The sequence below is a fragment of the Brasilonema octagenarum UFV-OR1 genome (genome assembly GCF_963888615.1).
GTDB lineage: Bacteria > Cyanobacteriota > Cyanobacteriia > Cyanobacteriales > Nostocaceae > Brasilonema > Brasilonema sennae.
In genome coordinates, this window is the sequence record NZ_CAWPKW010000322.1 from 1 (window position 1) to 23,102 (window position 23,102).

Annotated in this window: 19 protein-coding genes; 9 read left to right on the forward strand and 10 right to left on the reverse strand. The window is 41.6% G+C overall.

Features of this window, described 5'->3' with window-relative positions:
- Positions 1 to 242, forward strand: a 242-nt coding sequence (locus AC5590_RS28700; protein ID WP_211178578.1) for a hypothetical protein, incomplete at its 5' end; no start/stop codon positions are given.
- A 73-nt stretch (positions 243 to 315) separates the two neighbouring features.
- On the forward strand, positions 316 to 1,614 hold the full coding sequence (locus AC5590_RS28705) for a recombinase family protein (RefSeq protein WP_169266719.1): 1,299 nt from the start codon (positions 316 to 318) through the stop codon (positions 1,612 to 1,614).
- Between the two features lie 13 nt (positions 1,615 to 1,627).
- Here AC5590_RS28705 and AC5590_RS28710 read toward each other — a convergent pair whose 3' ends face one another.
- Positions 1,628 to 2,812 (reverse strand): hypothetical protein, encoded by a 1,185-nt coding sequence (locus AC5590_RS28710; RefSeq protein WP_169266720.1) that lies wholly within the window; start codon positions 2,810 to 2,812, stop codon positions 1,628 to 1,630.
- Between the two features lie 259 nt (positions 2,813 to 3,071).
- On the opposite strand from AC5590_RS28710, the gene AC5590_RS28715 reads away from it, so the two are divergent.
- A complete protein-coding gene (locus AC5590_RS28715) occupies positions 3,072 to 4,685 on the forward strand; it encodes an ArnT family glycosyltransferase (RefSeq protein ID WP_169266736.1) in 1,614 nt (537 codons plus the stop codon).
- 470 nt (positions 4,686 to 5,155) lie between these two features.
- On the opposite strand, the gene AC5590_RS28720 is transcribed toward AC5590_RS28715, so the two are convergent.
- Positions 5,156 to 5,521, reverse strand: coding sequence for a hypothetical protein (locus AC5590_RS28720; RefSeq protein ID WP_169266721.1), 366 nt, complete (start codon positions 5,519 to 5,521; stop codon positions 5,156 to 5,158).
- An 844-nt stretch (positions 5,522 to 6,365) separates the two neighbouring features.
- On the opposite strand from AC5590_RS28720, the gene AC5590_RS28725 reads away from it, so the two are divergent.
- On the forward strand, positions 6,366 to 8,270 hold the full coding sequence (locus tag AC5590_RS28725) for a chloride channel protein (RefSeq protein ID WP_169266722.1): 1,905 nt from the start codon (positions 6,366 to 6,368) through the stop codon (positions 8,268 to 8,270).
- Positions 8,271 to 8,397: 127 nt separating this feature from the next.
- On the opposite strand, the gene AC5590_RS28730 is transcribed toward AC5590_RS28725, so the two are convergent.
- Positions 8,398 to 8,811, reverse strand: coding sequence for an AbrB family transcriptional regulator (locus tag AC5590_RS28730; protein WP_169266723.1), 414 nt, complete (start codon positions 8,809 to 8,811; stop codon positions 8,398 to 8,400).
- 598 nt (positions 8,812 to 9,409) lie between these two features.
- On the opposite strand from AC5590_RS28730, the gene AC5590_RS28735 reads away from it, so the two are divergent.
- The 3 genes from AC5590_RS28735 (at position 9,410) to pyrR (ending at position 11,700) form a co-directional block, all read left to right on the forward strand.
- A complete protein-coding gene (locus AC5590_RS28735; protein ID WP_169266724.1) occupies positions 9,410 to 9,853 on the forward strand; it encodes an Rrf2 family transcriptional regulator in 444 nt (147 codons plus the stop codon).
- Between the two features lie 67 nt (positions 9,854 to 9,920).
- Complete coding sequence (cbiB, locus tag AC5590_RS28740) at positions 9,921 to 10,880, forward strand: adenosylcobinamide-phosphate synthase CbiB (protein ID WP_169266725.1); 960 nt, start codon at positions 9,921 to 9,923, stop codon at positions 10,878 to 10,880.
- Between the two features lie 271 nt (positions 10,881 to 11,151).
- Positions 11,152 to 11,700: a bifunctional pyr operon transcriptional regulator/uracil phosphoribosyltransferase PyrR gene (gene pyrR, locus AC5590_RS28745; protein WP_169153629.1), complete on the forward strand. Its 549-nt coding sequence runs from the start codon at positions 11,152 to 11,154 to the stop codon at positions 11,698 to 11,700.
- Positions 11,701 to 11,723: 23 nt separating this feature from the next.
- Here pyrR and AC5590_RS28750 read toward each other — a convergent pair whose 3' ends face one another.
- From AC5590_RS28750 to AC5590_RS28770, 5 genes are all read right to left on the reverse strand, one after another.
- A complete protein-coding gene (locus AC5590_RS28750; RefSeq protein WP_169266726.1) occupies positions 11,724 to 12,116 on the reverse strand; it encodes a nuclear transport factor 2 family protein in 393 nt (130 codons plus the stop codon).
- An 87-nt stretch (positions 12,117 to 12,203) separates the two neighbouring features.
- Entirely contained in the window at positions 12,204 to 14,096 is a 1,893-nt protein-coding gene (locus tag AC5590_RS28755; protein ID WP_169266727.1) for a hybrid sensor histidine kinase/response regulator, read from the reverse strand.
- 16 nt (positions 14,097 to 14,112) lie between these two features.
- A complete protein-coding gene (locus AC5590_RS28760; protein WP_171977568.1) occupies positions 14,113 to 14,559 on the reverse strand; it encodes a response regulator in 447 nt (148 codons plus the stop codon).
- 129 nt (positions 14,560 to 14,688) lie between these two features.
- Positions 14,689 to 17,991: a PAS domain-containing protein gene (locus AC5590_RS28765; RefSeq protein ID WP_169266728.1), complete on the reverse strand. Its 3,303-nt coding sequence runs from the start codon at positions 17,989 to 17,991 to the stop codon at positions 14,689 to 14,691.
- A gap of 306 nt (positions 17,992 to 18,297) precedes the next feature.
- Complete coding sequence (locus tag AC5590_RS28770; RefSeq protein WP_370460808.1) at positions 18,298 to 20,919, reverse strand: hybrid sensor histidine kinase/response regulator; 2,622 nt, start codon at positions 20,917 to 20,919, stop codon at positions 18,298 to 18,300.
- A 275-nt stretch (positions 20,920 to 21,194) separates the two neighbouring features.
- On the opposite strand from AC5590_RS28770, the gene AC5590_RS28775 reads away from it, so the two are divergent.
- Positions 21,195 to 21,686, forward strand: coding sequence for a molybdenum cofactor biosynthesis protein MoaE (locus AC5590_RS28775; RefSeq protein WP_169266729.1), 492 nt, complete (start codon positions 21,195 to 21,197; stop codon positions 21,684 to 21,686).
- Between the two features lie 169 nt (positions 21,687 to 21,855).
- Positions 21,856 to 22,176 carry a hypothetical protein gene (locus AC5590_RS28780; protein ID WP_211178579.1) on the forward strand — a complete coding sequence of 107 codons (321 nt, stop codon included), beginning with the start codon at positions 21,856 to 21,858 and terminating at the stop codon, positions 22,174 to 22,176.
- Positions 22,177 to 22,221: 45 nt separating this feature from the next.
- Here the strand turns inward: AC5590_RS28780 and AC5590_RS28785 are convergent, their stop codons facing one another.
- Complete coding sequence (locus tag AC5590_RS28785) at positions 22,222 to 22,515, reverse strand: DUF2103 domain-containing protein (RefSeq protein ID WP_169266730.1); 294 nt, start codon at positions 22,513 to 22,515, stop codon at positions 22,222 to 22,224.
- Between the two features lie 12 nt (positions 22,516 to 22,527).
- Entirely contained in the window at positions 22,528 to 22,854 is a 327-nt protein-coding gene (gene clpS, locus AC5590_RS28790) for an ATP-dependent Clp protease adapter ClpS (RefSeq protein WP_169266731.1), read from the reverse strand.
- Between the last annotated feature and the right edge of the window lie 248 nt (positions 22,855 to 23,102).

The following is a 23,102-nucleotide window of genomic DNA, read 5'->3' on the forward strand; positions in this document are numbered from 1 at the left end:
TCCCTACTTCTATTGAAAGCGGGCTGTCCGGCCCCGAAGTCGCTACAACGCGCTTAACCCGATGCCCTTCGGGGAGAACCTCCGGTTCCGCTGCGCTAACGCAGTCGCCTACGGAGGGAGACCCTCCTGCAGCGCTGTCTCACCAGATACCTACGGAGGGAAACCCTCCTGCAGTACTGGCTCCCCAACGCAGTGCCTCCTCAAAAACTTACCCAGTCCGTTTTAACGGACTTTGCCTATAAGCCTTGAACTGAAGTTCAAGGCGTACTCAGTCAAGGTGCAAGATCTGAGTTAGGGAAAGTAGCACATCGCCTCATGAAAATCTTCGCCTACACCTACACTAACCCTATACTAGAACCCACTCCTGATCCCACAACCTGGGGATGGGAGTTAGATTTTATTTACCAAGACTTAGGAAAACGCTCTCAACTACAACAATTATTCAACGACTGCAAAACACAACCACCCGATTGTCTCCTTATCCGCCGCTTAGAAGAATTAGGAGATACTGTAGAAGAAGTCAGTTCGCGCCTTGGGGAACTTGAAGCAATGGGAATAACACTCATTGCTGTTGAGCAAGACTACAATTCTTCCGAACAAAATCCCAACCTCCACGCCCAGTTGCTGAAATTACTCAACGAAATTCAGCGTCAGCAACATAGCCGCCGCATCCGCCAAGGACACGCCCGCAACCGTTTGAATGCTGCGCCACCACCCGGTAGAGTACCCTACGGTTACCGCAGAGGTAAAGCAAAATACATCATTGACCGTACCACTTCACCAGTTGTCAAAGATTTTTTTGAACATTTCTTATTGTATGGTTCTCTGCGGGGAGCAGTACGTTACCTAGCGAAAAAATACAGCAAGAAAATTTCTGTCACCACCGGACGCCGTTGGTTGACAAATCCAGTTTATCGAGGTGATACAGCTTATCAAAACGGAGAAATTCTCTCCAATACTCATGCTCCTATTATTACTAAAGAAGAAGCCGCCCAGGTTGATCGACTGTTACGCCGCAACAGTCGTTTACCTCGTCGCACAGCTAGCGCACCGCGTTCTCTGGCTGGGTTGGTTGTCTGTCAGGAGTGTCAGTCTCATATGAGTGTCACTCGTGTGACTATGCGCAACCAAGACAAAGAATATCTTTATTTGCGTCCGATTAACTGTCCCAAAAATCCCAAGTGTCGCGCCCTTCGCTACCAAGAAATTTTAGAACAGACAATTCAAGCTGTTTGTCGTGATTTACCTCTTGCTGTGGCGGGGATGAATTTTCCTCAGTTGGATGCAGTCAAAAATAGCTTAACTGAAAACATTACCCGTCATCAAGAAATACTCAATCAGCTACCCTCGTTGTTAGAAACTGGAGTTTTGGATGCAGAAACTGCTCAGTTAAGAGCATACAAACTTCGCACGGAAATCTCTACACTTCAAGCAAAACTAGCAACTTTACCACCTGTTAATTTGCGTTCTGTCGCCCAAGCTGTTTCAATTGAGCAATTTTGGTTAGATTTATCTGAAACAGAGCGACGATTTTACTTCCGAGAGTTTATTCGGCACATTGAGATTCTTCGTCAAGATAAAGAGTGGAAATTGCAAATACTTTTTATTTTTTAATTGAATAGAAATGTTACTTTTCAGGTGGTTGATCCTTAGTATATGCAACAGGTTTTGGTCCTGAATTACGCACATTGATCACTTTATTGAGAACATCAAACCAAAAAGGCGCACCCATAGCAATAGCTAAACCGCTTACAATCCAACCAAAAAGAATTTTAAAAGCTAGCCAAATTCTGAGTATAAACATTTGAGCGCTATTCCCCCGACTAGTCTTTAATGGCTCAAATTGTTGACTAATATTTTGCCATCCAATAGGTACAGAAGCATTGCCTAAAAGTTCCTGAAATTGACTTCTGGCATTTTGGTCATTCAGAAAATCCTTTTGTTGAATAGCGCTTTCAGTTATGGCAGAGCGGACAGCCGAATCTTGCGACAGTCTTTTGAGTAGGAAAAATGTATCGGTATTGGTTAATATAGCAACTGAGATGCCAATTAAAATGGCAACTCCTTTGGCATTACGTTTATAAACACCGCTTGCGCGATCCATAGAACGATCAAACCATGTTTCAACCTCTTTTTGAAACTGACTAGTCTCATCTTTAATATTATCAATTTTTAACTTACTCCGCTGAGCAAGAACACTAAGACTCGTGATGAGATTATTTGGTACGTACTCAGGTAAATCTTGAACAAGCTTTTTAAATTCGTTATTTTCAGTAATGTCTCCATAAATATTGTGAATTTGCTGATAGCTATCACTGTTCTTATCAGTAATAGCTGTTTTCAGTTGCTTGTAAGAAGATAAAACCATATACAAGTTTGTTTTTCTCTCAGAGGGAGTTTGAACAAAATTAACCAACTCTGGGATTCTTAAAGCTTCTAATAACGTAATGGCAAATGTTTCTGAAGGAATGTAAGATGGAGAACTTTGTTTTTCTTTTAAGGCTTTTGAATTGTATCTAAATTGATTAATTTCTTGTACTTCTTTTTCTACTAGTTTTTGGGCTTGTTGATTCAGCGTGTTAATCAAAGGATCTTGATAAAGCTTATGTACCAAAACTGTGGCATCATCAATATCTTGCTGTTGAGTTTCGCTACCACCTGCAACAAGCAGTTGAATTGATTTTTTTAAATGTTTACCTCTCCATTGTAAAAAAGTGGAAATTAATTCCTGAACTTCCGAAGTCAGTAAGCTCAAAATTAAGTAAATGAAAATCAAGCCAACAGCAATATCTACAATAACAGGTAGATTCATAAATCTTCTCCCGAAAAAACGAATTGGGTATTTTGATTAGTAATAGTTGTAGCACTTTTCCCAAAGCAAAGAGTATGAAAGAAAATGAAAAAAAGAGAAAATTTTCGTAAGAAATCTTATGTATTGACGAGAAAATATAAGTTAATTTAAAGAAGAAGAGATTGTTTAACAACACTTGTGGTAACAAGTGGCAACATTCAAGACTCCAAAGCGTCTGGAGTTGAATCAAACCAGCAAGCACAATAAATATCCACCGAACATGCAAGAAGGAAGCTTTATTTGGGGTCGTCTGGAAAAGCAACATCGCACAGTAGACAAATGGATTGATTGGGTATGGGTCCTAGTGCTGCTTTTAGCCGCAGTTTTACTCTATACCATAAATTTGGGACATTTGCCGCTGCGAGATTGGGATGAAGGTACTGTCGCACAAGTTGCGCGCGAAATATGGCGTGCCCCATTTGGTTCAATGCATTGGCTTTACCCAACGCTTGGGGGTCAACCATATCATAATAAGCCACCGCTCGTACACTTGCTGATTGCTTGGGCTTACTCCTTGGGAGGAGTCAATGAGTGGACATCACGTTTACCTGGAGCACTGTTGAGCGCTCTGTCAGTACCTTTACTGTATTACATTGGGCGGGAAATATTTCACCAACGTTGGGCAGCTATCTATAGCGCCTTGACTTACCTGACAATGCTACCAGTGGTACGTCATGGGCGGTTAGCAATGTTGGATGGGGTGGCTGTTTGTTTTTTCATGGTCATGATGTTGTGTTTGCTGCGATCGCGCCGCAACTTACGCTACTGTCTGGGTGTTGGCATCGCTTTTGGGTTAATTTGCCTGACCAAAGGTCTGTTGGGTTTCTTGTTAGGGGCGATCGCACTAGTTTTTCTGTTTTGGGACACACCCCGACTGCTTACCAGTCGATACATGTGGACAGGAATTTTACTTGGCATTTTACCTGTGGCTTATTGGTATGGTGCCCAGTTTGTACACTATGGCAACAGTTTTACCGAAACTGGCATGATGGAGCAATCCCTGAGGCGTGTTTGGAAATCTGTTGAAGGTCATTCTAGACCGCCGTGGTATTATTTACTAGAGATCTTCCAGTACACATGGCCCTGGCTCATTTTTTTACCTTCTAGTTTGCGATTCACTTGGGAAAATCGAAACTTGAGCTGGGCTAAACTAGTATTGGTGTGGTGTGCTGTTTATTTGATCGCTATTTCATTGATGGAAACAAAACTTCCTTGGTACGTGTTTCCAATCTACCCAGGCATAGCCTTAGCTTGTGGTGCTAAGCTTGCGGAAATTGAAAATACGCCAATACTATCATCTTATCCTCGGTATTTGCTCTTATCTTTAGTATTTATATCTATATTGGGAAGTGGAGTTTGTATTTACTATAGTTTAGAGGATAGAACACAACCAGACTTACAACAGATTTTTGCCGCAGTCGCGATCACAATGGCAATAGCCGCTATTTTGGCAAGGCGAGGTGATAGGCAATTCCTCAAAATTCTATTTTGGGGTAGTTATGTTTCGCTATTGTTGTTGATGAAATCCAATGACTGGGTTTGGGAACTGAATGAAGCTTATCCAGTCAAGCCAGTAGCACAGATGATCCAGCAGGCAAACCCACCCGCAAAGAAAATTTACACATCTTTTGATTACCGTCGTCCATCATTGGATTTTTATAGCGATCGCACTATTCTTCCAGCTTCCTCTACTGAACTAAAGGATTATTGGCAATCTGACAAACAACCTTACTTTCTGCTAGATAAAACTGCACTTAACAATCTTAAATTAGAGTCGATAAAGGTAGTTAAACATGATTCTGGTTGGTCACTAGTTACGAAAAATACTAAATAATCTTAAAAAAGACAAGAAAATATAAATCTTGTGATTTGAATCACATACACAACAGCATGTAAAGACCTTAGCCGTGCAGTGAATAAGGGGGTGCTTAGCGTACGCTAAGCACTTACGCCCGATGCGTGGTCAGAGTTCCCCTCAAATAAGCAAAGGATCGAATTTACTAGCTACCGCTCCAACAACTGTTGGAGCGGTAGCTAGTAGAAGTCTTGACGTAAAATGCAGGATATGGGTGTTGTGTTAATCGAAGTTTTAGAGTATTGCTAAAAACCAGACCGAAAAATTAAGCCGCAAAAAATCATTTTGACCTTATCCACATAATTTTGTTTTTGTCAATATATATTAGTAGAGAGGCTGTTTAACAGCACTCGTCTGATCCAAATTACGTTTGTCGGGAGAAGCTGTTAAACACGCGAGTGCGTGTTTTGTGAATATAGGGCATACTTTGAATTAAGCTAAGGCTAATGTCAACGTTGCTTTTCTGTTTTTGGCAACGTTGGAGAATTCTGGTCTGAGGCTTGCTGTGTCATACCAATGACACTCAAGAGAATAGCACCTCCTATAACCAGAGCGACTAAGGGGCCCTTGAGGATGGTAAAATCCCTGAGAATCCTAGCTAAAGGTCGGCTTTGGCGACGGAGTACCGACGATATCATTATCTGTTTGTAGGCAAACGGGTCGCGGACATAATGACCGCTTTGACAGACTACTAGCCTTTCCTGGCAATACGAACAGGTATACAATCCCATGCACGTTTTTACTAGCTTTGGCTTAGTATTTTTTTGGCAAATTGGGCAAGTCACATAATGATTATCAAAGGTGTGTGTATTCATCTACCTCGTCCGTCTAGTCCACTTACTTGCTCTTTTCAATACCTGAGCGATAATTTATGCTCAAAATGTGTGTAATTTACCTAGTGTGATCTGACATCAGTCAGAAATCACACAGAAAATATCCATAATTTAGACAAGCAAAAGCTTGTGCTACAAGCATGGCTGAGTGATTGCAACACGAGTATAGCTAGATTTTTGTGAGAATGACCAAAAAATAATAAAGGATCAATAACTCCATACTTCACATTATCGTGAGTACCATTCTGTAGGGAGTCATCCTCAAGGTGTATATCCACTTTTGCCTTTAGTTAATGATTTATCGTAGCTATGGCAACCCCTATGGTGGAGCGCACACTCGGAGGGCTATTAGGTGTTTTTCTCACCCTGCCTTGCCCGCTGGTTTGTAAATCCCAAAGGCAGATGCTCTTGCAACACAAGAGTTCGTGCGTTTTGCGCTTACACCAAGGTGAGTGCGTCTCTCAAAGAGACATACAATCGCCAAGACACGGAAAAACGCCACTTGCACTGAGTGTCGGTAAACCCGCTTCCTTTGCAGTGGCTGCCCTCGTGCATAGCGCTGTCTCATGGTGATAGGGCGTCTACACTGTTTAACCTTCAATTTACTCCTCACAACTCTAAATGAGCGCTGCAAATAACCATTCACCTTCAATTCTTTCCCATTTAAGCATTGTCCTTACACAAATTGCCAGCAACGGGAATTAATTTACCAAAGCTTTGTAAAACTAACATATGCAATTGACTTGTCTGGTTGCTAAATGATCACTCACAATGAAATGTAAGACGGAAAAATTTAAATTTTTTATTAGATTTACTTCTCCACTCAATGACTCTTCTGCCTTCAACTGAACTAAGGAAGGTGGTAGAACAACCTGCTTTTACCACTCCTTCTGCCCGTTTGACTGATCTGCTTAACCGTTTTCAACCATCCCCAGAAACTGTTGTGCTGCTTTTAGCCGTCCTTATAGGCGGTGGTGCTGGGATGGGTGTGGTGACCTTTCACTTTTTGATTGAGCTGATTCACCGCTTGACCTTGGAAAATTTTATGGGTGTCATTGGTGCTTGGGGTTCTTGGACTCTAGCCTGTGTTCCCATCCTTGGTGGACTGATTATCGGATTGATGCGCTGGCGCACGCAAGATTTTGGTCCTGGACTGTCAACTTTGATCGCCGCATCCCAAGGAGGAGAGATCAAGGGACAATTACGACCAGTCACAAAGATGCTGGCAGCATCAGTATCTTTAGGAAGTGGTGCTTCTCTAGGACCAGAGGGGCCAAGTGTAGAAATTGGCGCAAGTTTTGGTATGCTGCTGTCTGTTGTTTTACAAGTATCTCAAGAACGACAGCGGTTGCTTTTGGCTGCTGGTGCTGCTGCTGGTTTAGCTGCAGGATTTAATGCGCCCATTGCCGGAGTTTTCTTTGCCTTAGAGGTGGTGTTAGGCGCAACATCATTTGCCACTTCTGCCGTGAGTGTCGTGCTGCTTGCAGCGGTCGTTGCGGCATTAGTTGCTCAAATTGGTTTGGGTGCACAGCCTGCTTTTGCCCTACCCGCTTACCAAGTCCGCAGCCTTCTGGAATTACCGCTTTATCTCGGCTTAGGTTTGGGAGCCAGTTTAATTTCTCTAGCTTATACCCAACTCATTGCTTTGGCAAAAGCCTGCTTTCATGGGCAAATACCTTATTTGCGATGGCTAGGTAACATACGCGAACCGATTCATCCGATTATTGGTGGAACCATTGTTGGCATTGTTGCTTTAAAGTTTCCTCAAATTATGGGCATCGGTTACGGCACTATAGAAGCTATGCTTCAGGATGTGAAGTTTTCTCTAAACTTGTTGCTGGTGCTGCTGGTGGTGAAGCTCTTCATGACGGCTGTTAGTGCTGGTAGTGGTTTTGTTGGTGGTGTGTTTGCACCAGCCATGTTTTTAGGTGCTTCTTTTGGATCAGCTTATGCAAAAATTTTAGCAAGCCTAGTACCTGTAGTTACACAGTATATGGCAGCTCCTCCTGCTTACGCAATGGTGGGGATGGCAGCAGTTCTAGCTGCAACTGTCAGAGCTCCATTAACAGCAATTTTGTTGCTCTTTGAATTAACGCGAGACTATCGCATTGTTTTACCTTTAATGGCAGCAGTGGGTTTGAGTGTTTGGCTTGTAGAACGAATCAAACCAACTTCTAACTCTAATTCAAACTTACAGCAAATCGGTCTTCCTGAGTTAAAAGACGAGCAAGCAGAAATTTTGCAGCAAATCTTGGTAGAAGATGCTATGTATTCTAGTCCGAAAAAGCTGCTACCGACCATGAATGTGATAGAAGCAGCTTTGGAAATGAGCGGTGATCTCTGCCAGAGTGCTTTAGTTATTAATGAAGCAGGGCAATTAGTCGGTATCGTCTCTTTAGAAGATGTCAACCGAGCTCTTTGCCTTTGGGAAAAATATCCAAATTCCTCAAGTGAAATCCAAGCTAACACAGGCAATCAAACACTCATGGATATCTGTACCACTGATATTCTTTATGCATTACAAGATGAACCTCTAGCCGAAGCATTAGACCGCATGGCTCTTAAAGGTTTGCATCACTTACCAGTGGTTTCACGAGATAACCAAGAGCGTATTTTAGGTTTACTAGAAAGAGAGCAAATTGGATTAACCTGCAACGTCGCTGTAACGCGCAGAGCACTTCGCCACTACTTACCAATGACTCGCAAAACAGGTGTCAGCATTAGTCAATAGCCAACAGTCAAAAGTTAGTCCAGTCCTGTAGGCGGGTCTCCCGCCGCAGGGAACTGGGGTTCGCCGTAACGGTCATTAGTCAACAGCTTTACAGTCTAATGACTTTTGACTAACGACTAATAACTATTTACACAGCAACTTCTGCTAGCTCGATCTCTTCTCTCTCGTCTGAGTCTACTTGTCTCAAACGAATATGCTTTTTGCCTAAAGTAATGATAAACTCATCTCCAGGTTTGAGATTCATTTGTTTGGTATAGGCTGAACCTATCAGCAAGTTACCGTTTGACTGCACGCTAATTCTATAGCTTGCACTGCGTCCACCTCGACCATTTGCACTGGGAGCACTGTCTAACTGAATGCCCTCAGCATCAATAAGAGCATTTAAGAATTTCATCATGTTGACACGCTCTATACCGTTTTTGGTTACGGTATAGTAGCCACAGTGTTTAGCTTTTTCTTCTTTGCTTAGATTTTCTAGCTCTTTGACTTTCTTGAGCAGATCTTCACCAACTAGAGGTTCAATTTTTTTCTGTTTAGCCATCAACTTAATTCAAAAACGAATGGTCAAATACAGTGAATCGATTTTATTTTAGCTGATGTTATGCTAATGCGAGCGCCATTATTTATTTTTTATCTGGTGCTATTGCCAAGTAGATTGCACCCAGATAGCAAAATTTTGACGGGATGACCAACATTAACAATACAATATATTTTAAAGAAGATAGGCAATGGTGATAACTATAGTTTGTATGTTTGTCAATGACCAAATTAAGGATCAAGTAAGAGGAAACAAGTCCTCGATTGAACCCTAGAGAAAATATTCCAGTGCAGTATCCTTACTTCAACCTGTTATCAGTTATCAAGGAAGCGCAATATCAGTTATCAGTTATCAGGTAGGAAACGGACTCGTCCACCCCTAGTTCACTGTTCACTGTTTTCACCCCCCAGATGGATGGTACAGGATAATTCATACTTTACAGTTCTGGCTTGGTGGTGACGACTAGGCTGTATTTGTTTAAGTTTCATAAAGCATACCTAAAAAAGTTGTCTACTTACAAAATTTGATCACTGGCACACACAATGATAAGCAAAACTAATTCTTAGTCATTACATAAAGACAAAGGACAAAGCTTAGCAAAATGAAACTAACAACTAGAGGACACTACAGTGTGAAAGCCTTGCTCGATTTGAGTTTACAGCCTGGGTATGGTCCTGTTTCTACTAAGGCGATCGCCTCTCGTCAAGATATTCCAGCTCCTTACTTAGAAAAACTGCTCATAGAAATGCGTCGTGCTGGATTAGTAAAATCAATGCGTGGTAGCATCGGTGGATACCAATTGGCTCGAGAACCTGCACAAATCTCTCTAGGAGAAGTTTTAGAAGCAGTTGGAGAAACTATTGAACCTTTACCCCACCACCAAGCTTCTCAAACACAAGCAGAAGATTGGGTCACATTTACTCTTTGGCAAAGGCTGCACCAAAAGCTCAAAGAAGCATTGTACAGTATTACCTTGGCAGATCTTTATTACGACGCTCGTAGTTGGCAGGCTTCTCTTGGGGAAGAAGCCAATTTTATTGTTTAGTCATTAGTAATTTGACTGTTGACTCTTAAGTTTTGATCGTTAACTCTTGACTTTTGACCATTGACTAATGACATCAGCTGCTGTTTTAATTATTGCTGCTACTTTAGATTACTTTATTGGCGATCCGTGGGGTTGGCCTCATCCAGTACGAGTCATGGGGTGGGCAATTTCTCGCTTTACCAAATTTAGTATCACATATTGTCAAAATTCCCTGACACAGCGCCTTGCTGGAATTGTGCTAGGCATTATCCTAATAATTGGTAGCGGGTTTATAGGCTACCTACTTATTCAAAGAGCTAGATTACTGCATCCGTTTTTGGGAGTCGCGTTAGAAAGTATTCTCTTAGCTAGCTGTTTTGCTTTTCAAAGTTTAAGAAGAGCAGCCGAAACAGTTTTACAACCATTAACAACAGGACATATTGTAGATGCCCGCTCTACTTTAAGTCATTACGTAGGACGAGATACAGAAAATTTAACAGAACTAGAAATTTTACGAGCCGTTCTAGAAACAGTAACAGAAAATGCGACTGATGGAGTTATGGCTCCTCTTTTTTATGCGATTCTTGGTGCATTTATCCCTGTTATCGGTCCGACAACCCTGGCTTTGGCATATAAAGCCAGCAGTACTCTTGATTCAATGGTAGGCTATCGAGAAAAACCTTATACATATTTAGGATGGTTCAGTGCACGGTTAGAAGATTGTTTAACTTGGATTCCTTGTCGCCTCACTGTGATGACTTTGGCACTTCTGTCCGGGAAACCCTTATATATTTGGCAAATTTGCCGTCGGGATGCTGTTTGTGATCCTAGTCCTAACTCTGGCTGGAGTGAGTGCGCCTATGCTGCTATTTTAGGTGTGCAGGTGGGAGGTACAAATTGGTATCGTGGGGTAGCAAAACATAAACCTCTCCTGGGAGACGCCATCCATCCCATCACCCCAAATTGCATTTATCAAGCTTTGCAACTCACTCGATATTGTTTTTTGCTGTGGTTGGGGGTTGCAGTAGTTTTACTGCTGAGTAACTGAGGGAGTGAAGCGCGTCCTTTGAGTGCGCCAAAGCCTGCCCATTTTTTAGGGGACAAATTGGTGAACACAGTTCATCAGATGTATTTTTTTGAATTTTGAACAAGCAAACTTTGAATTTGAGCGTGAACGTGAATCATCATGGAAATAGGGAATTGGGAATGGCTAGTTGTGAATAGTTAGTGGTTAGTAGAAAATTCGACTAACCACCAAAGCTACCAGTCACAATGACCGATTTGTTGTCGTTTAACTCATTGTTCAGGGGTATTGGTCTATGACTGCGTCTGTCGAAACCAAAGTGGTTGAGATTCTCTCACCTGAAGAACTCCGTCGTACCGTGAATCGTCTCGCTTCTCAAATCGTAGAAAAAACGCGTGATTTGTCTCAACTCGTACTGTTAGGTATTTATACTAGAGGTGTACCTTTAGCTCAGTTACTGACGCGTCAAATTGAGGCGCTTGAAGGTATACCGATAGCGACCGGAGCGTTGGATATTACATTTTATCGTGATGACCTCGACCAAATTGGGTTGCGGACTCCTGCAAAAACTGATATTCCTTTTGATTTAACAGGGAAAACAGTTGTCCTCGTCGATGATGTCATTTATAAAGGACGGACAATTCGTGCTGCTTTGAATGCGGTAAACGAGTATGGCAGACCAGAAATTATTCGTCTAGCCGTGCTGGTAGATAGAGGTCATCGGGAGTTACCAATTCATCCAGATTTTGTTGGTAAGCAACTACCCACTGCTAAAGAAGAGATTGTCAAAGTTTACTTAGACAATTGGGATAGACGTGATGCAGTGGAGTTGATTGGAGATTAGTTCCTTATCTTCCTATCACTCCTTTAGCGCATAATTGGACTGGCATGATGATGCACAAGATACCACTTACCGCCTAGAAGCTCAAACATATTCGTAGCAATTGATTGTGCTTCTAGTCTTCTCTGACCGTTAATGATTTGAAGAACATTTTCTACAAGTACAACATAGGCGATGTGATCACGCACAACTGTCGTCACTATCTCCGTATTTATCTCAATGTAAGCAGTATTTTTGAAAATGTTAACCCAGGAGGAGCGAATCTCCTTCCAACCGCGCAGTACATTCCATCCGGGATGAACACAAAAACTGCCAGTTCCTTGAGACCAGACAGTACTCATTGCCTCAATATCTTTTTTTTCAAAAGCTCGATAAAAAGCTGCGTTGACGGCTAAAACTTCAGAAGATTGGTTAGTCATTATTCTTCGTGGAGATTGGGAATAGCAAATGTTGTTTATTAATTGTTAGTAGTTAGTCACTACTAACAATTAACGATTTCCCTTATTTTAATTCCCACTTTTGACAGCACTAATAGTCTGTAATAACTGCTTTGCGGTATACGGTTTAGATAAAAAGGCTTTAACACCCATGTTATTGACTGTATTCACCTTTTCACTAGAAGCGAGTCCACTAACGGCAATAATCTTGACTGCAGGATTCATTTTTTTTAAGGTCCGGATTGTGGTTATTCCATCCATAGAAGGCATAACCATATCTGTTAAGACCACAGAGATTTTATCTTGATGTTCTGCATAAAGAGCGATCGCCTCAATCCCATCACTAGCAGTTATTGCTTTGTAATTATAGCTTTCTAAGGATGTTTTCGTAACATCCCGAATGGAATCTTCATCATCCACAACCAAAATGAGTTCTCCATTACCGTTTGGTAATTCGCAATCTCGTTCTTCTGGAGTTTCCCTAGCTTCTTGTGCTGGTAAAAACACCTTAAATTGGGTGCCTTTCCCTACCTCACTATACACGTTAACAAAACCACCGTGGCTTTTAACAATCCCAAGTACAGTAGAAAGACCAAGTCCTGTTCCTTTGCCTAAGTCTTTCGTTGTAAAAAATGGTTCAAAAATGCGGTCTATAATTTCTTGTGGAATACCACCTCCAGTATCACTAACAGTAATGACAACATACGAACCAACTTGAGCATCAATATACATCTTGGCGTAATTTGTATCAATAATGAAATTTTCCGCCGAGATTGTCAATTGACCGCCATTAGGCATTGCGTCACGAGCATTAACGCACAAATTTATCAGGACTTGATGCAATTGAGTTGCATCACCTGAAACTGTCCAAAGGGTTTGGTCTTGTGAAGTGGAAACTTCAATAGATTTGGGAAATGTTTCTTTAATAATTTGCTGAATTTCTCTAATTAAATGCCTTAATTGCAAAAGAGTGCGATCGCCCTCAATTCCGCGAGTAAATGATAGCACTTGCTTAACCAAACTTGCTCCTCGTTTCGCGTTAGATATTAATATTGGCAGGAGTCGTTTACTCCGCTGATCATTCAGTTGCGATTCTAAAAGTTGAGCGGTCATTAAAATGGGTGCAAGAACGTTATTTAGATCGTGGGCGATACCGCTTGCTAAAGTTCCTATACTTTCTAAACGCTGAGCACGAAAAAATTGTGCTTCTAATTCTTTTTTTTGTGTAATATTAGTATTAACAACAAGAATTGATTGTCCCTGTTTATCAAATTCGTGCACAAGTGTCCAGCGACTTTCAACAATAATTTCTTTGTCAAATTTTGTTATTTGATGCAGTTCACCCTCCCAGGAACCATTTTTCAATAAAGTTGCAATAGCTTCTTGAAATTGTACTATATCTTTCTCATGCCAAAGATCTGATGTATTCTTGCCAATCGCTTCAGTTGCCTTCCAACCATATAGTTGTTCGGCTGATTTATTCCAAAATAAAATTCTCTTGTTTAAATCCCGTACAAAAATGGCATCGGTTGCAACATCAAGGAGTGCGGCGTGTTCGCGAATCTTTTGTTCTGCTCGCTTGCGCTCAACTGCGTAACGAATAGAACGTTCAAGCATGGGAGCTGTCAACTGACTTTTTTCTAAATAATCTGCAGCACCTGCTCTCATCGCTTCAATGTCTATTTGCCTATCTCCTTTTCCTGTAAGTAAAATGATTGGGGAAGAGCAGCCTTGATCAATTGCTTCACGCAACAAATCTAGTCCGTTACTGGCACCCAAACGATAATCTACAAGACAGACATCGTATTGATTCTTAACAATTGCATCTATTGCTGCTTGATAATTATTTTTCCATTCCAATTCCCCACAAGCGACTTGGAATTCACCGAACCAATCACGAGTTAAAACGTAGTCATCTTCGTCATCATCAACAAGAAGAACTTTGAATTGACTTTCTTTCATTTCTGCCTCCCTTTGCTTATAGTGGCAGTTCCACGATGTTAAACCAGTACTTTCCTAGTGTTTTCATAACTTCCACCAAAGACGCGAAGGTGACAGGTTTGATGATAAATGAGTTGGCACCCAAATCGTAACTACTATAAACATCTTCTTCTGCCTTGGAGGTCGTCAGAATAACAACGGGAATTTGCCTTAAATGTGGATCAGCTTTAATCTCTTTAAGCGCCTCACGACCATCTTTTTTGGGCATATTTAAATCTAACAAAATTATATGTGGTCGCGGTGCAGTGCTTTTGTGGGTATACATACCACGATGATAAAGATAATCCATTAATTGTTCACCATCGTTAACGATGTGTAACTCGTTTGCTAATCGACTTTCTGCCAACGCCTCGCGAGCTAACATACAATCATCCTCATCATCATCAGCCATCAAAATTGTGACGGTTATTTGCCGACCCTTCACTCTGCATTTTCTCCTTTGCGTTGGTTTTAGGATTAATTGATTATTAAATTGCAACAAATGAATGAAGATTGGTTGCCAAATCCTCGACAACCTCTGGGCGTATCATAAACTCTTTTAAGCAAGAGCATATTATGCCGGAGGATGCATTGGCAGTAGAATCAAAAATTTTGATCCTTGCCCAGGTGTACTTTGTGCCGAGATGCTCCCGTTGTGACGTTCAACAATTTTCCGGCAGATAGCCAAACCTATACCAGTCCCTTCATATTCGCTGCGACCATGCAGGCGTTGAAAAACGTTGAAGATGCGGTCAAGATACTTTTCATCAAAACCAATGCCATGATCTTCTACAATAATCTGACACACTTGGACAACATCTTGTTGGTTTAATATCTGGTTGTAAATCTTAACAATAGGTGGTTCTTCTTTACAGCAAAATTTCAGAGCATTGCCGATGAGGTTTTGTAGTAGTTGACGCATCTGTAGCGGATCGGCGTGAATGATAGGTAACTCGCCTACCTCCACATACGCCTGGGTTTGTTGGATACGCACTTCCAAATCAGACAAAACTTCTTTTGTAATTTGTGTCAAATTCACTGGGACAAAAGGCTGTCCTCTGGTAGTCACTCGCGAAAGTGTTAACAAATCTTCAATCAAAGCCTGCATTCTACGGGTTGCATTTTGCATCCGTTCTAGGTAATCTAGTCCTTGTTCTGTTAAAGCATGACCACAAGTCGCTTTTAAGCGATCGCCAAATGTTTTGATTTTACGCAATGGCTCTTGCAAATCGTGAGAGGCGACAAAGGCAAATTGTTGCAGCTCGTCATTAGAACGGATGAGTTCTTGCGAGTGGCGAGTTTCTTGTTCTAGAAGTTGAGCTTGCGCAAGAGCAATGCCCATTTGATCAGCCAGATGTCGCAAAAGCTCAGTTTCCCAGTTCGTCCATTGACGAGGACAAATACACTGATGGGCAATGAGCAGCCCCCAAAGTTGATTTTTTAGAAGAATAGGGACAATAAGGTTAGATCTAACATTAAGTTTTTTCAGAAATTCTATATAGCAAGGCTCGATACCACCTTGCTCAATATCGGTAACAGCACTAATCCGTCCATTACGGTATTTCTGGACATAATCTTCGACAAAGCAGGGATCATGAATGTTTTGTCCGACAACAGCAGGCACACCAGGAACCACAGCTTCTTGCATCACCACTCCAGAACCATGTGGAAGCAGCCGAAAAATAAGGACACGGTCAGATTGCAGTAGCTTTTGTACCTCTGTGACGCTGGTTTGGAGAATTTCATTGATTTGTAAGGACTGACGAATTTTTAAACTAATATTGGCAAACAATTGCGATCGCAAGTTCTGGCGCTGTAGCTCTTGTTGAACCCGCTTGCGCTCAGAAAAGTCTATCATTGCCGCAATCATTCGCACTGACTTGCCTGTGTTGTCATGAACAACATAACCGCGCTCAAAAATGTAGGCATAAGAATTGTCTACACGGCGAAAGCGATATTCATTTGACCAGAAATGTTGATTGCTGTTGATCACAGCATCAATGTCAGAAATAATTCTGTTTCTATCATCTGGGTGTATATGCTCATGCCACCAACTTACTTCACTTTTGACTTGCTGTGTTGAATAACCAAACAGAGTTTGTACGTTGTCATTCCACCACAGTTTATTTGTCAGTAAATCCCAATCCCAGACAGCATCATTCGTAGCACGAGCAAGTATTTGAAAACGGTTTTCGCTTTCTTGTAGTTTTTCGTCTGCCAGCTTACGTTCAGTAATATCTGTATGGGAGCCAGCCATCCGCACAACTGTACCTTGATCATCCCAGAGTGCTTGACCTCGATCCAAAATCCATTTGTAGCTACCGTTTTTACACCGAATTCGATACTCACTAATGTAAAAAGGGGTTTTTTTGGTAAAGTGGTCTTGAATGACTCGTGTTACCGAAATCATATCATCTGGATGCACGCGGTTCATCCATTCATCAAAATGATTGGGAATCTCATGCTCAGAGTAACCGAGCATTTGCTTCCAGCGAGTCGAGAAGAAGACTTGATTCGTTTTAACATTCCAGTCCCAAATACCATCATTATTGCCCCGCAAAGCTAACTGCCAGCGTTGCTCACTTTCTCTAAGAGCATCTTCGACTTTTTGACGCTCAATGGCTGTAGCCAACATATTGGCTATAGCTTGCAAAAAGTAAATGTCATCTTTACTAAAAGTACGTTGTGTGGTACTATGTGCCCCTAAAACGCCAAAAGGACGCTCTTTGCCATGAATGATGACTGACAAACCGCTGACGACTTGATGCTTATGCAGCAGGGGAGGTCCGTTGAATCTCTCTTCTGTGCCCAGATCATCAACAATGACTGGCTCTTGGGAAGACAGGGTATAACCAGCTTGAGAGTCCATTCCAGCACTAACAGTTGCGTATCCTACAAGCCCTGGCTCCCAACCCACTCCCGCCCGTAGCAGTAAGGTGTTATTATCGCTACAGAGTTCCAAAACTTTGCAATACTCAACTTTCAGACTTTGAGCAACCAGGGCAACAGTTTCGTCCATCAGCGTGGTTAAGTCTACACCACCGAGTGCTACTTGACTGAGTTCTGCTACAAGTGCTTGTCGTTTGGCATAAACTTCTAACGCCTCCTCCGATTGCTTGCGTTTAGTGATGTCCATCCCTATTCCAGTCATCCGCACTGCGACTCCAGAAGAATCACGAAAAACGACACCTTTGCTTGCTATCCAACAAACCATACCGTTGTGCCAAACAACACGAAATTCGATATCGTATTCTGTGCCTTCTTGGAGAGTTTGCATCACTGAACGGTTGACAAAATCTCGGTCTTGGGGATGAACGCGTTCAACAAAAGCATCATACGTAGCACTTTCTAAGCCAAAGAGTGGTTTGAGGTTATCCGGCCAAGTTAATTTGTTATTGAGAATGTCCCAGTCCCAAGTAATCATGCTGGCTGCTTCTAATGCCATCACCAGTTGCGCCTCTCGACTCTGCGCCTGTTCGGTTTGCTGTTGCAATTTCTGTATAGCGTGATGAGCTTCCAAAAGACGACGCACTCTTTGACGCAAGACTTGCCACTTAATTGGCTTGGTAATATAATCAATAGCACCAGCACCCCCATCGGTTTCCATTGATGCTGACTCGTTGGGATCACTCATGATTAAAATAGGTATTTCCGTAGCACCAGCAAGTGTTTGCAATTGATCACAGCAGCTAATGCCATTCATCATCGGCATCAGGGCATCCAGCAACACTATATTTGGCTGTAATTTTATATACAAATATAAAGCTTGCTCAGTATTGATTGCCTCTGCTACTTGATACCCTTCTTGTTGTAGCAAAGTTCGTAGTTGTAACCGCGTCAAAGCGTCGTCGTCTACAACCAGAATCAAATTAGTCATTAGATATTTATTATCAGTTATTTGTTATCAGCTATTTGTTATTCTCCCTCATCTTTTCCGACTTCAACAAAAAACGGCTGGAGTCAGCTATCCGTGAGAGTGGACAAGGTAAACGCCAGCCGTTTTAGTCATTAGTTATTAGTTTCGTGATAGATCACAGTCATGAAACAATCAAAAATCTCAACTATTTAACAAGGATATTTTCCTGTTTACTAAGGAGACTTGGAGTCATGATTAATGACTCGAAATCTCTGAGCTTTTATGACTAGTACCGCAATTGTGGGATGAGTTAATTCTTAACTTTATCTAATGATGAGAAATAACCGAATGCAAAGTGTTTAGTAACTCCTGTGCTGTATGGGGCTTGGGTAAAAATGCTATTAACTCAGAGGCTTTATCTAATAGCATCTGTTCGCTTGTTGCTAGTCCACTAACAGCAATTATATGCAGCAGTGGATTCATTTTGTGCAAGGTATTGATAGTCGTGATTCCATCCATATCTGGCATGATCATATCGACAATTGCCGCACTAATTTTATCTTTATGCTGAGCATAGAGTGCCACTGCCTCTATACCATCACTGGCAGTCATTGCTTTGTAATTATTCTTTTCTAAAGAAACTTTTGTAATTTCTCTGATCGCAGGTTCGTCATCTACAACCAAAATCCATTCTCCGTGTCCGGTTGGTGTATTTTTTCGGTCTACCGTTAACTGCGTCGCAGCTGTCTTGATTGCTGGCAGGTAAACTTGAAATTTTGTGCCCTTGCCAACGCTACTAGATACAGTCATGAACCCAGCATGACCTTTAATAATGCCCATGACAGTTGACAATCCAAGTCCGGTTCCCTTACCAAACTCTTTTGTTGTAAAAAATGGTTCAAAAATTCTATCTAAGAGTTCATTAGGGATACCAATTCCTGTGTCATAAACTGTGAGGACAATGTAAGAACCGACTTGAGCATCAAGATGCATTTTGGCAAAGTTTTGATCAATGAAAATATTTTTAGCAGAAATTTGCAAAGTTCCGCCATTGATCATCGCATCACGAGCATTGAGACACAAATTCATTAACACTTGATGAATTTGTGTGCTATCACCACAGAAAGGTAATAAACTTGGCTGAATTTCAGTTTTGACGACTATTGATTTGGGAAAAGTTTGTTCGATAATTTGCGTCATTTCTGAGATCAATTCGTTTAATTGAAGTACAGTGCGATTGCCGAAGGCGGCTCCCTTATGTGCATCGCTCGTATACGCCCAGCCAACCGAAGATTGGCTCCCGCAAGGAAGTTCAGCGCAAGCATTTCCTGCTTCGCCGCCCCTATGGGAGGAAGGCTTTGGATAATCACAACCGACGCGATCGCCGAAGGCGGCTCCCTTATGTGCATCGCCCGTAGAGGAGCTGGAGTTTTCCCAATCGCCTTCAGTTCCCCTTGCAAATGACAGCACCTGTTTGACTAAATTTGCGCCGCGTTTGGCATTATTTTCTACAATGGTTAGCACTTGCCTACTACGCTCATCATCGCAACTTGCTTTGAGCATTGGTACTGACATCAAAATTGGGGACAGCACATTATTTAAATCGTGAGCAATACCACTTGCGAGAGTACCTATACTCTCCAGGCGCTGATGGCGTAAAAATTGCTTTTCTAATTGTTTTTTCTCTGTGATATCAGTATCAACTACAACGATTGATTTGGGTTGAAAATGCTCATCGCGTACTAGTGTCCAACGACTTTCAACAATAATTTTTTTGCCAGATTTCGTGATTGTTTGCAACTCACCTTGCCATGAGCCAGATTTCAAGACATTTTTATAAATTTCCCAGTATTGCGGCAAGGGTTCGTTAGAGAAAATTTCGTCTGTTTTTTTACCAAGAGTTTCTTCTGCTTTCCAACCGTAGAGGTTCTCGGCACTTTTATTCCACAGTAAAATTCTACTGCTACTTAAATCACGTACAATAATTGCGTCTGTAACAATATCGACTAATACTGCTTGTTCACGAACTTGCTGTTCTGCTAGTGGAGAAACGCCAGTCATTGAGCGCAAAAGTTCTTCTTTCCAAGGCAATTTCTGTTTGGCTTGCTGATATTCTGCTTTTATGCTAGCTAGCTGAGTTAAATTTCGGCGTAACTCTAGTTGTCTGATCACTAAACGGCTAATTGCTTTTAGCGACTCCACTTGTTCATGGCTGATTTTCCTGGGTACGCGATCAACAACACATACAACCCCGATCACATGTCCTTCTGGTGTTACTAAAGGAACTCCAGCATAAAATCTCACATAAGGGGCAGACGTTACTACGGGATTAGTGGCAAACCGTTCATCACTCAAAGTGTCAGGAATGATTAAAATATCACGTTGTTGGATACAAAAGGGACAAAACCCAATATCCACAGGCATTTCTTCTACATCCAACCCGACTTTAGCTTTGAACCACTGACGGTTAGTATCTATCAAAGTTATTACTGCAATCGGTGTTGCGCAAGTCTGGGCGGCTAAGAATGCCAAATCGTCAAATGCTTGTTCTGGTGCTGTGTCGAGAATGTCATACTGATGGAGAGCCACAAGCCTTGCTGCTTCATTGTTAGACAATAAAAGATTCATTATATCTTTTCCTATAATATTGAATGATCGCTTGTCTTGATGTGATATAGGGTTCTCCAGATTTTTCAACAAGTGAAGTTTTAAGGTGACGGCATGAGTTGAATGTTTACTGTAAGTCGGTTTGAAACTGCCATGTACATTTGCTTTTTTATTTCCAAAAACTAAACATACCTGACTTGAAAGTAACGAGGCAGGGAGTGAGTGAGTGAGTGAAGGAGAAATATTTTCATCTGTTTTGGTGAGGCTTTGCTTGGCTCGAGTTTCCCGATAGTCGCGCAACTGACGATCTATGGCGTCAGCCATAGGCTGTACAAAGTTCATGACGGCTACTTATACTACTTGCAACTGGTAGCTTGAACTAGGAACTTACCTTTAGGTAAAATCGGTACTTGCTGCACTTGATTGTTCGACGAAGTTACTATCGAATTCTCCATTTGAATCACTTCATTATAGTAATATGCCTAAAGGAGGATGACAAACTTTTTTATTTTCAGTGAGATTACGTAAAGTCAAGCAAATTTACATGAGTGTTGGTATTTTTTATTTAGAATTAAACTTAGAATAATAAATTCCCCATACATATAGAAATTATTCAAATGAACTTGGGTCTTGTAGCTTCTGTTACCTCTGCCACTCAGCCGAAAGCTGAAGATAGCTTTGCCATTAGCTTTGCGCCATTGTCTATTGAAGAGGTTTATAGCAAAGCGGAAACTAGCGCAAATGGCGCTATTGTCGTGATGAGTGGCATGGTTCGTAATCAAACAGATGGTAAAGCTGTGATTGCTCTAGAATATCAAGCTTATGAACCGATGGCAATGCGGGTGTTTTATCAAATTGCTGCTGATATTCGTCAAAAATGGTCTATTGTGAACCGTGTCGTCATTTATCATCGTGTTGGGCGGTTGCGAGTTGGTGAAATCAGCGTTTTAGTTGCTGTGGGTTGTCCTCATCGTTCCGAAGCATTTGAAGCCTGTCGCTATGCGATAGATACTCTCAAACACAACGCCCCGATTTGGAAAAAAGAACATTGGGCAGATGGTTCAAGTAGCTGGGTGAGTATTGGCGCTTGTGAAGTTCAAGGTTGTTAATCAATAACAATTAACAACAAACGACTAACAACAAACTTAGAAATTATTTGCACTTATTTACAAATTTGGGAGTTATCTATTTCAGTTTGTAACTATCTGTTTATTCCAAAAGATTATTCCTTTAGACTGATCTCCTATAGAAATAAAAATTTTTTGGGGATAGAAACGCATGCATTCAATAAATTTAGTTTCTCATGATTCCTTTGTGCTTCTGTCTTTCGTAGCTTGTATTACTGGTCTATTGTTACTATGGGAGGGCAAGCCAGAAAATGATGAAGTGGAAGAAACAGAGAAGATTCTGTTTAGGATGAGCTTTTCCTATTGGCTAGTTTACTGTGTTGCTTTCGCTATCCAAAAAATAGTTTTACCTGACTGGGAAACTGTAGTCATGAGTTTAAGGATAACGACTGCACTGTCATATTTTTTAACATTTTCTTGCATCGTCAGTCTACCACTACATAAATTTGCAATGCGTCGTATTGAGGAATAGTCATTAGTAGAACTAACCATTGGACTTTGGACAAAAGGCTAGAAATTACTTTTTCATCGCAAAGGCGATCGCCTCCTCAAGTTGATTTTGATCCAAAGTCGTCACAATAAACACCTCTTGCACTGTTTTGCCGTGGCGTGCGATCGCCTTAAACCCACCGCGAATTGGTACAGAAACTCGCAATTGTAAATGAGGGCTATGACCTTTGACTCGCCCAATTTGTCCCGGTGTCACGGTTTGAATTCCATCTTGACGTATGAGACGTTCTAGGATTGGGATAAGACCACTAATGTGGGTTGAGTGATTCCAAACAAGTCTGCCCTCAGTGGGTTTTGCCATTTTCTTACAGTATTATGCGGCTTCAAGGGGAGCCATCGTCAAACCAGATCGAGAAAGCTGCTGGTGATAAAATTCAGCAGGTTCTTGGGGACCTGTCCAGACAATAGCTTGACCTTCGTTATGCACTTGGTTTGTCAGTTTCCAAGCGCGATCGCTAGTCATACCCGGAATATACTTTACCAAACAATCGTGAACGTGTTGGAAAGTATTAAAATCATCATCCAATACAATCACTTTATAATTCGGATATGGCTTACGGGTCACTTGACTAGACCGTTCAGGAGCTTTAGTTGGTGCTGTTGCCATCCCGTAAACAGCGGCTGTTAGTCTTGTAACCATAGTACACCTAGCCAAGAAGCTTAACAAAACTAAACTACAATTAACTAGTGTAGTCCATAGTCAATAGTCTAATAACCGAAGAAAGAACTCAGAACGGGCTAGCCCCTAAGAGGGGCGCTACGCAAACGCCCCGCTACGCTAACAGAACTCAGTAGTCAGAATAGGAATAAGGAAAGGGATACTAGCACCATTATTCATTTATGGAAAGAAGAAAAAGAGTTGTGACTCTATGGCTGACGCCACGCCTT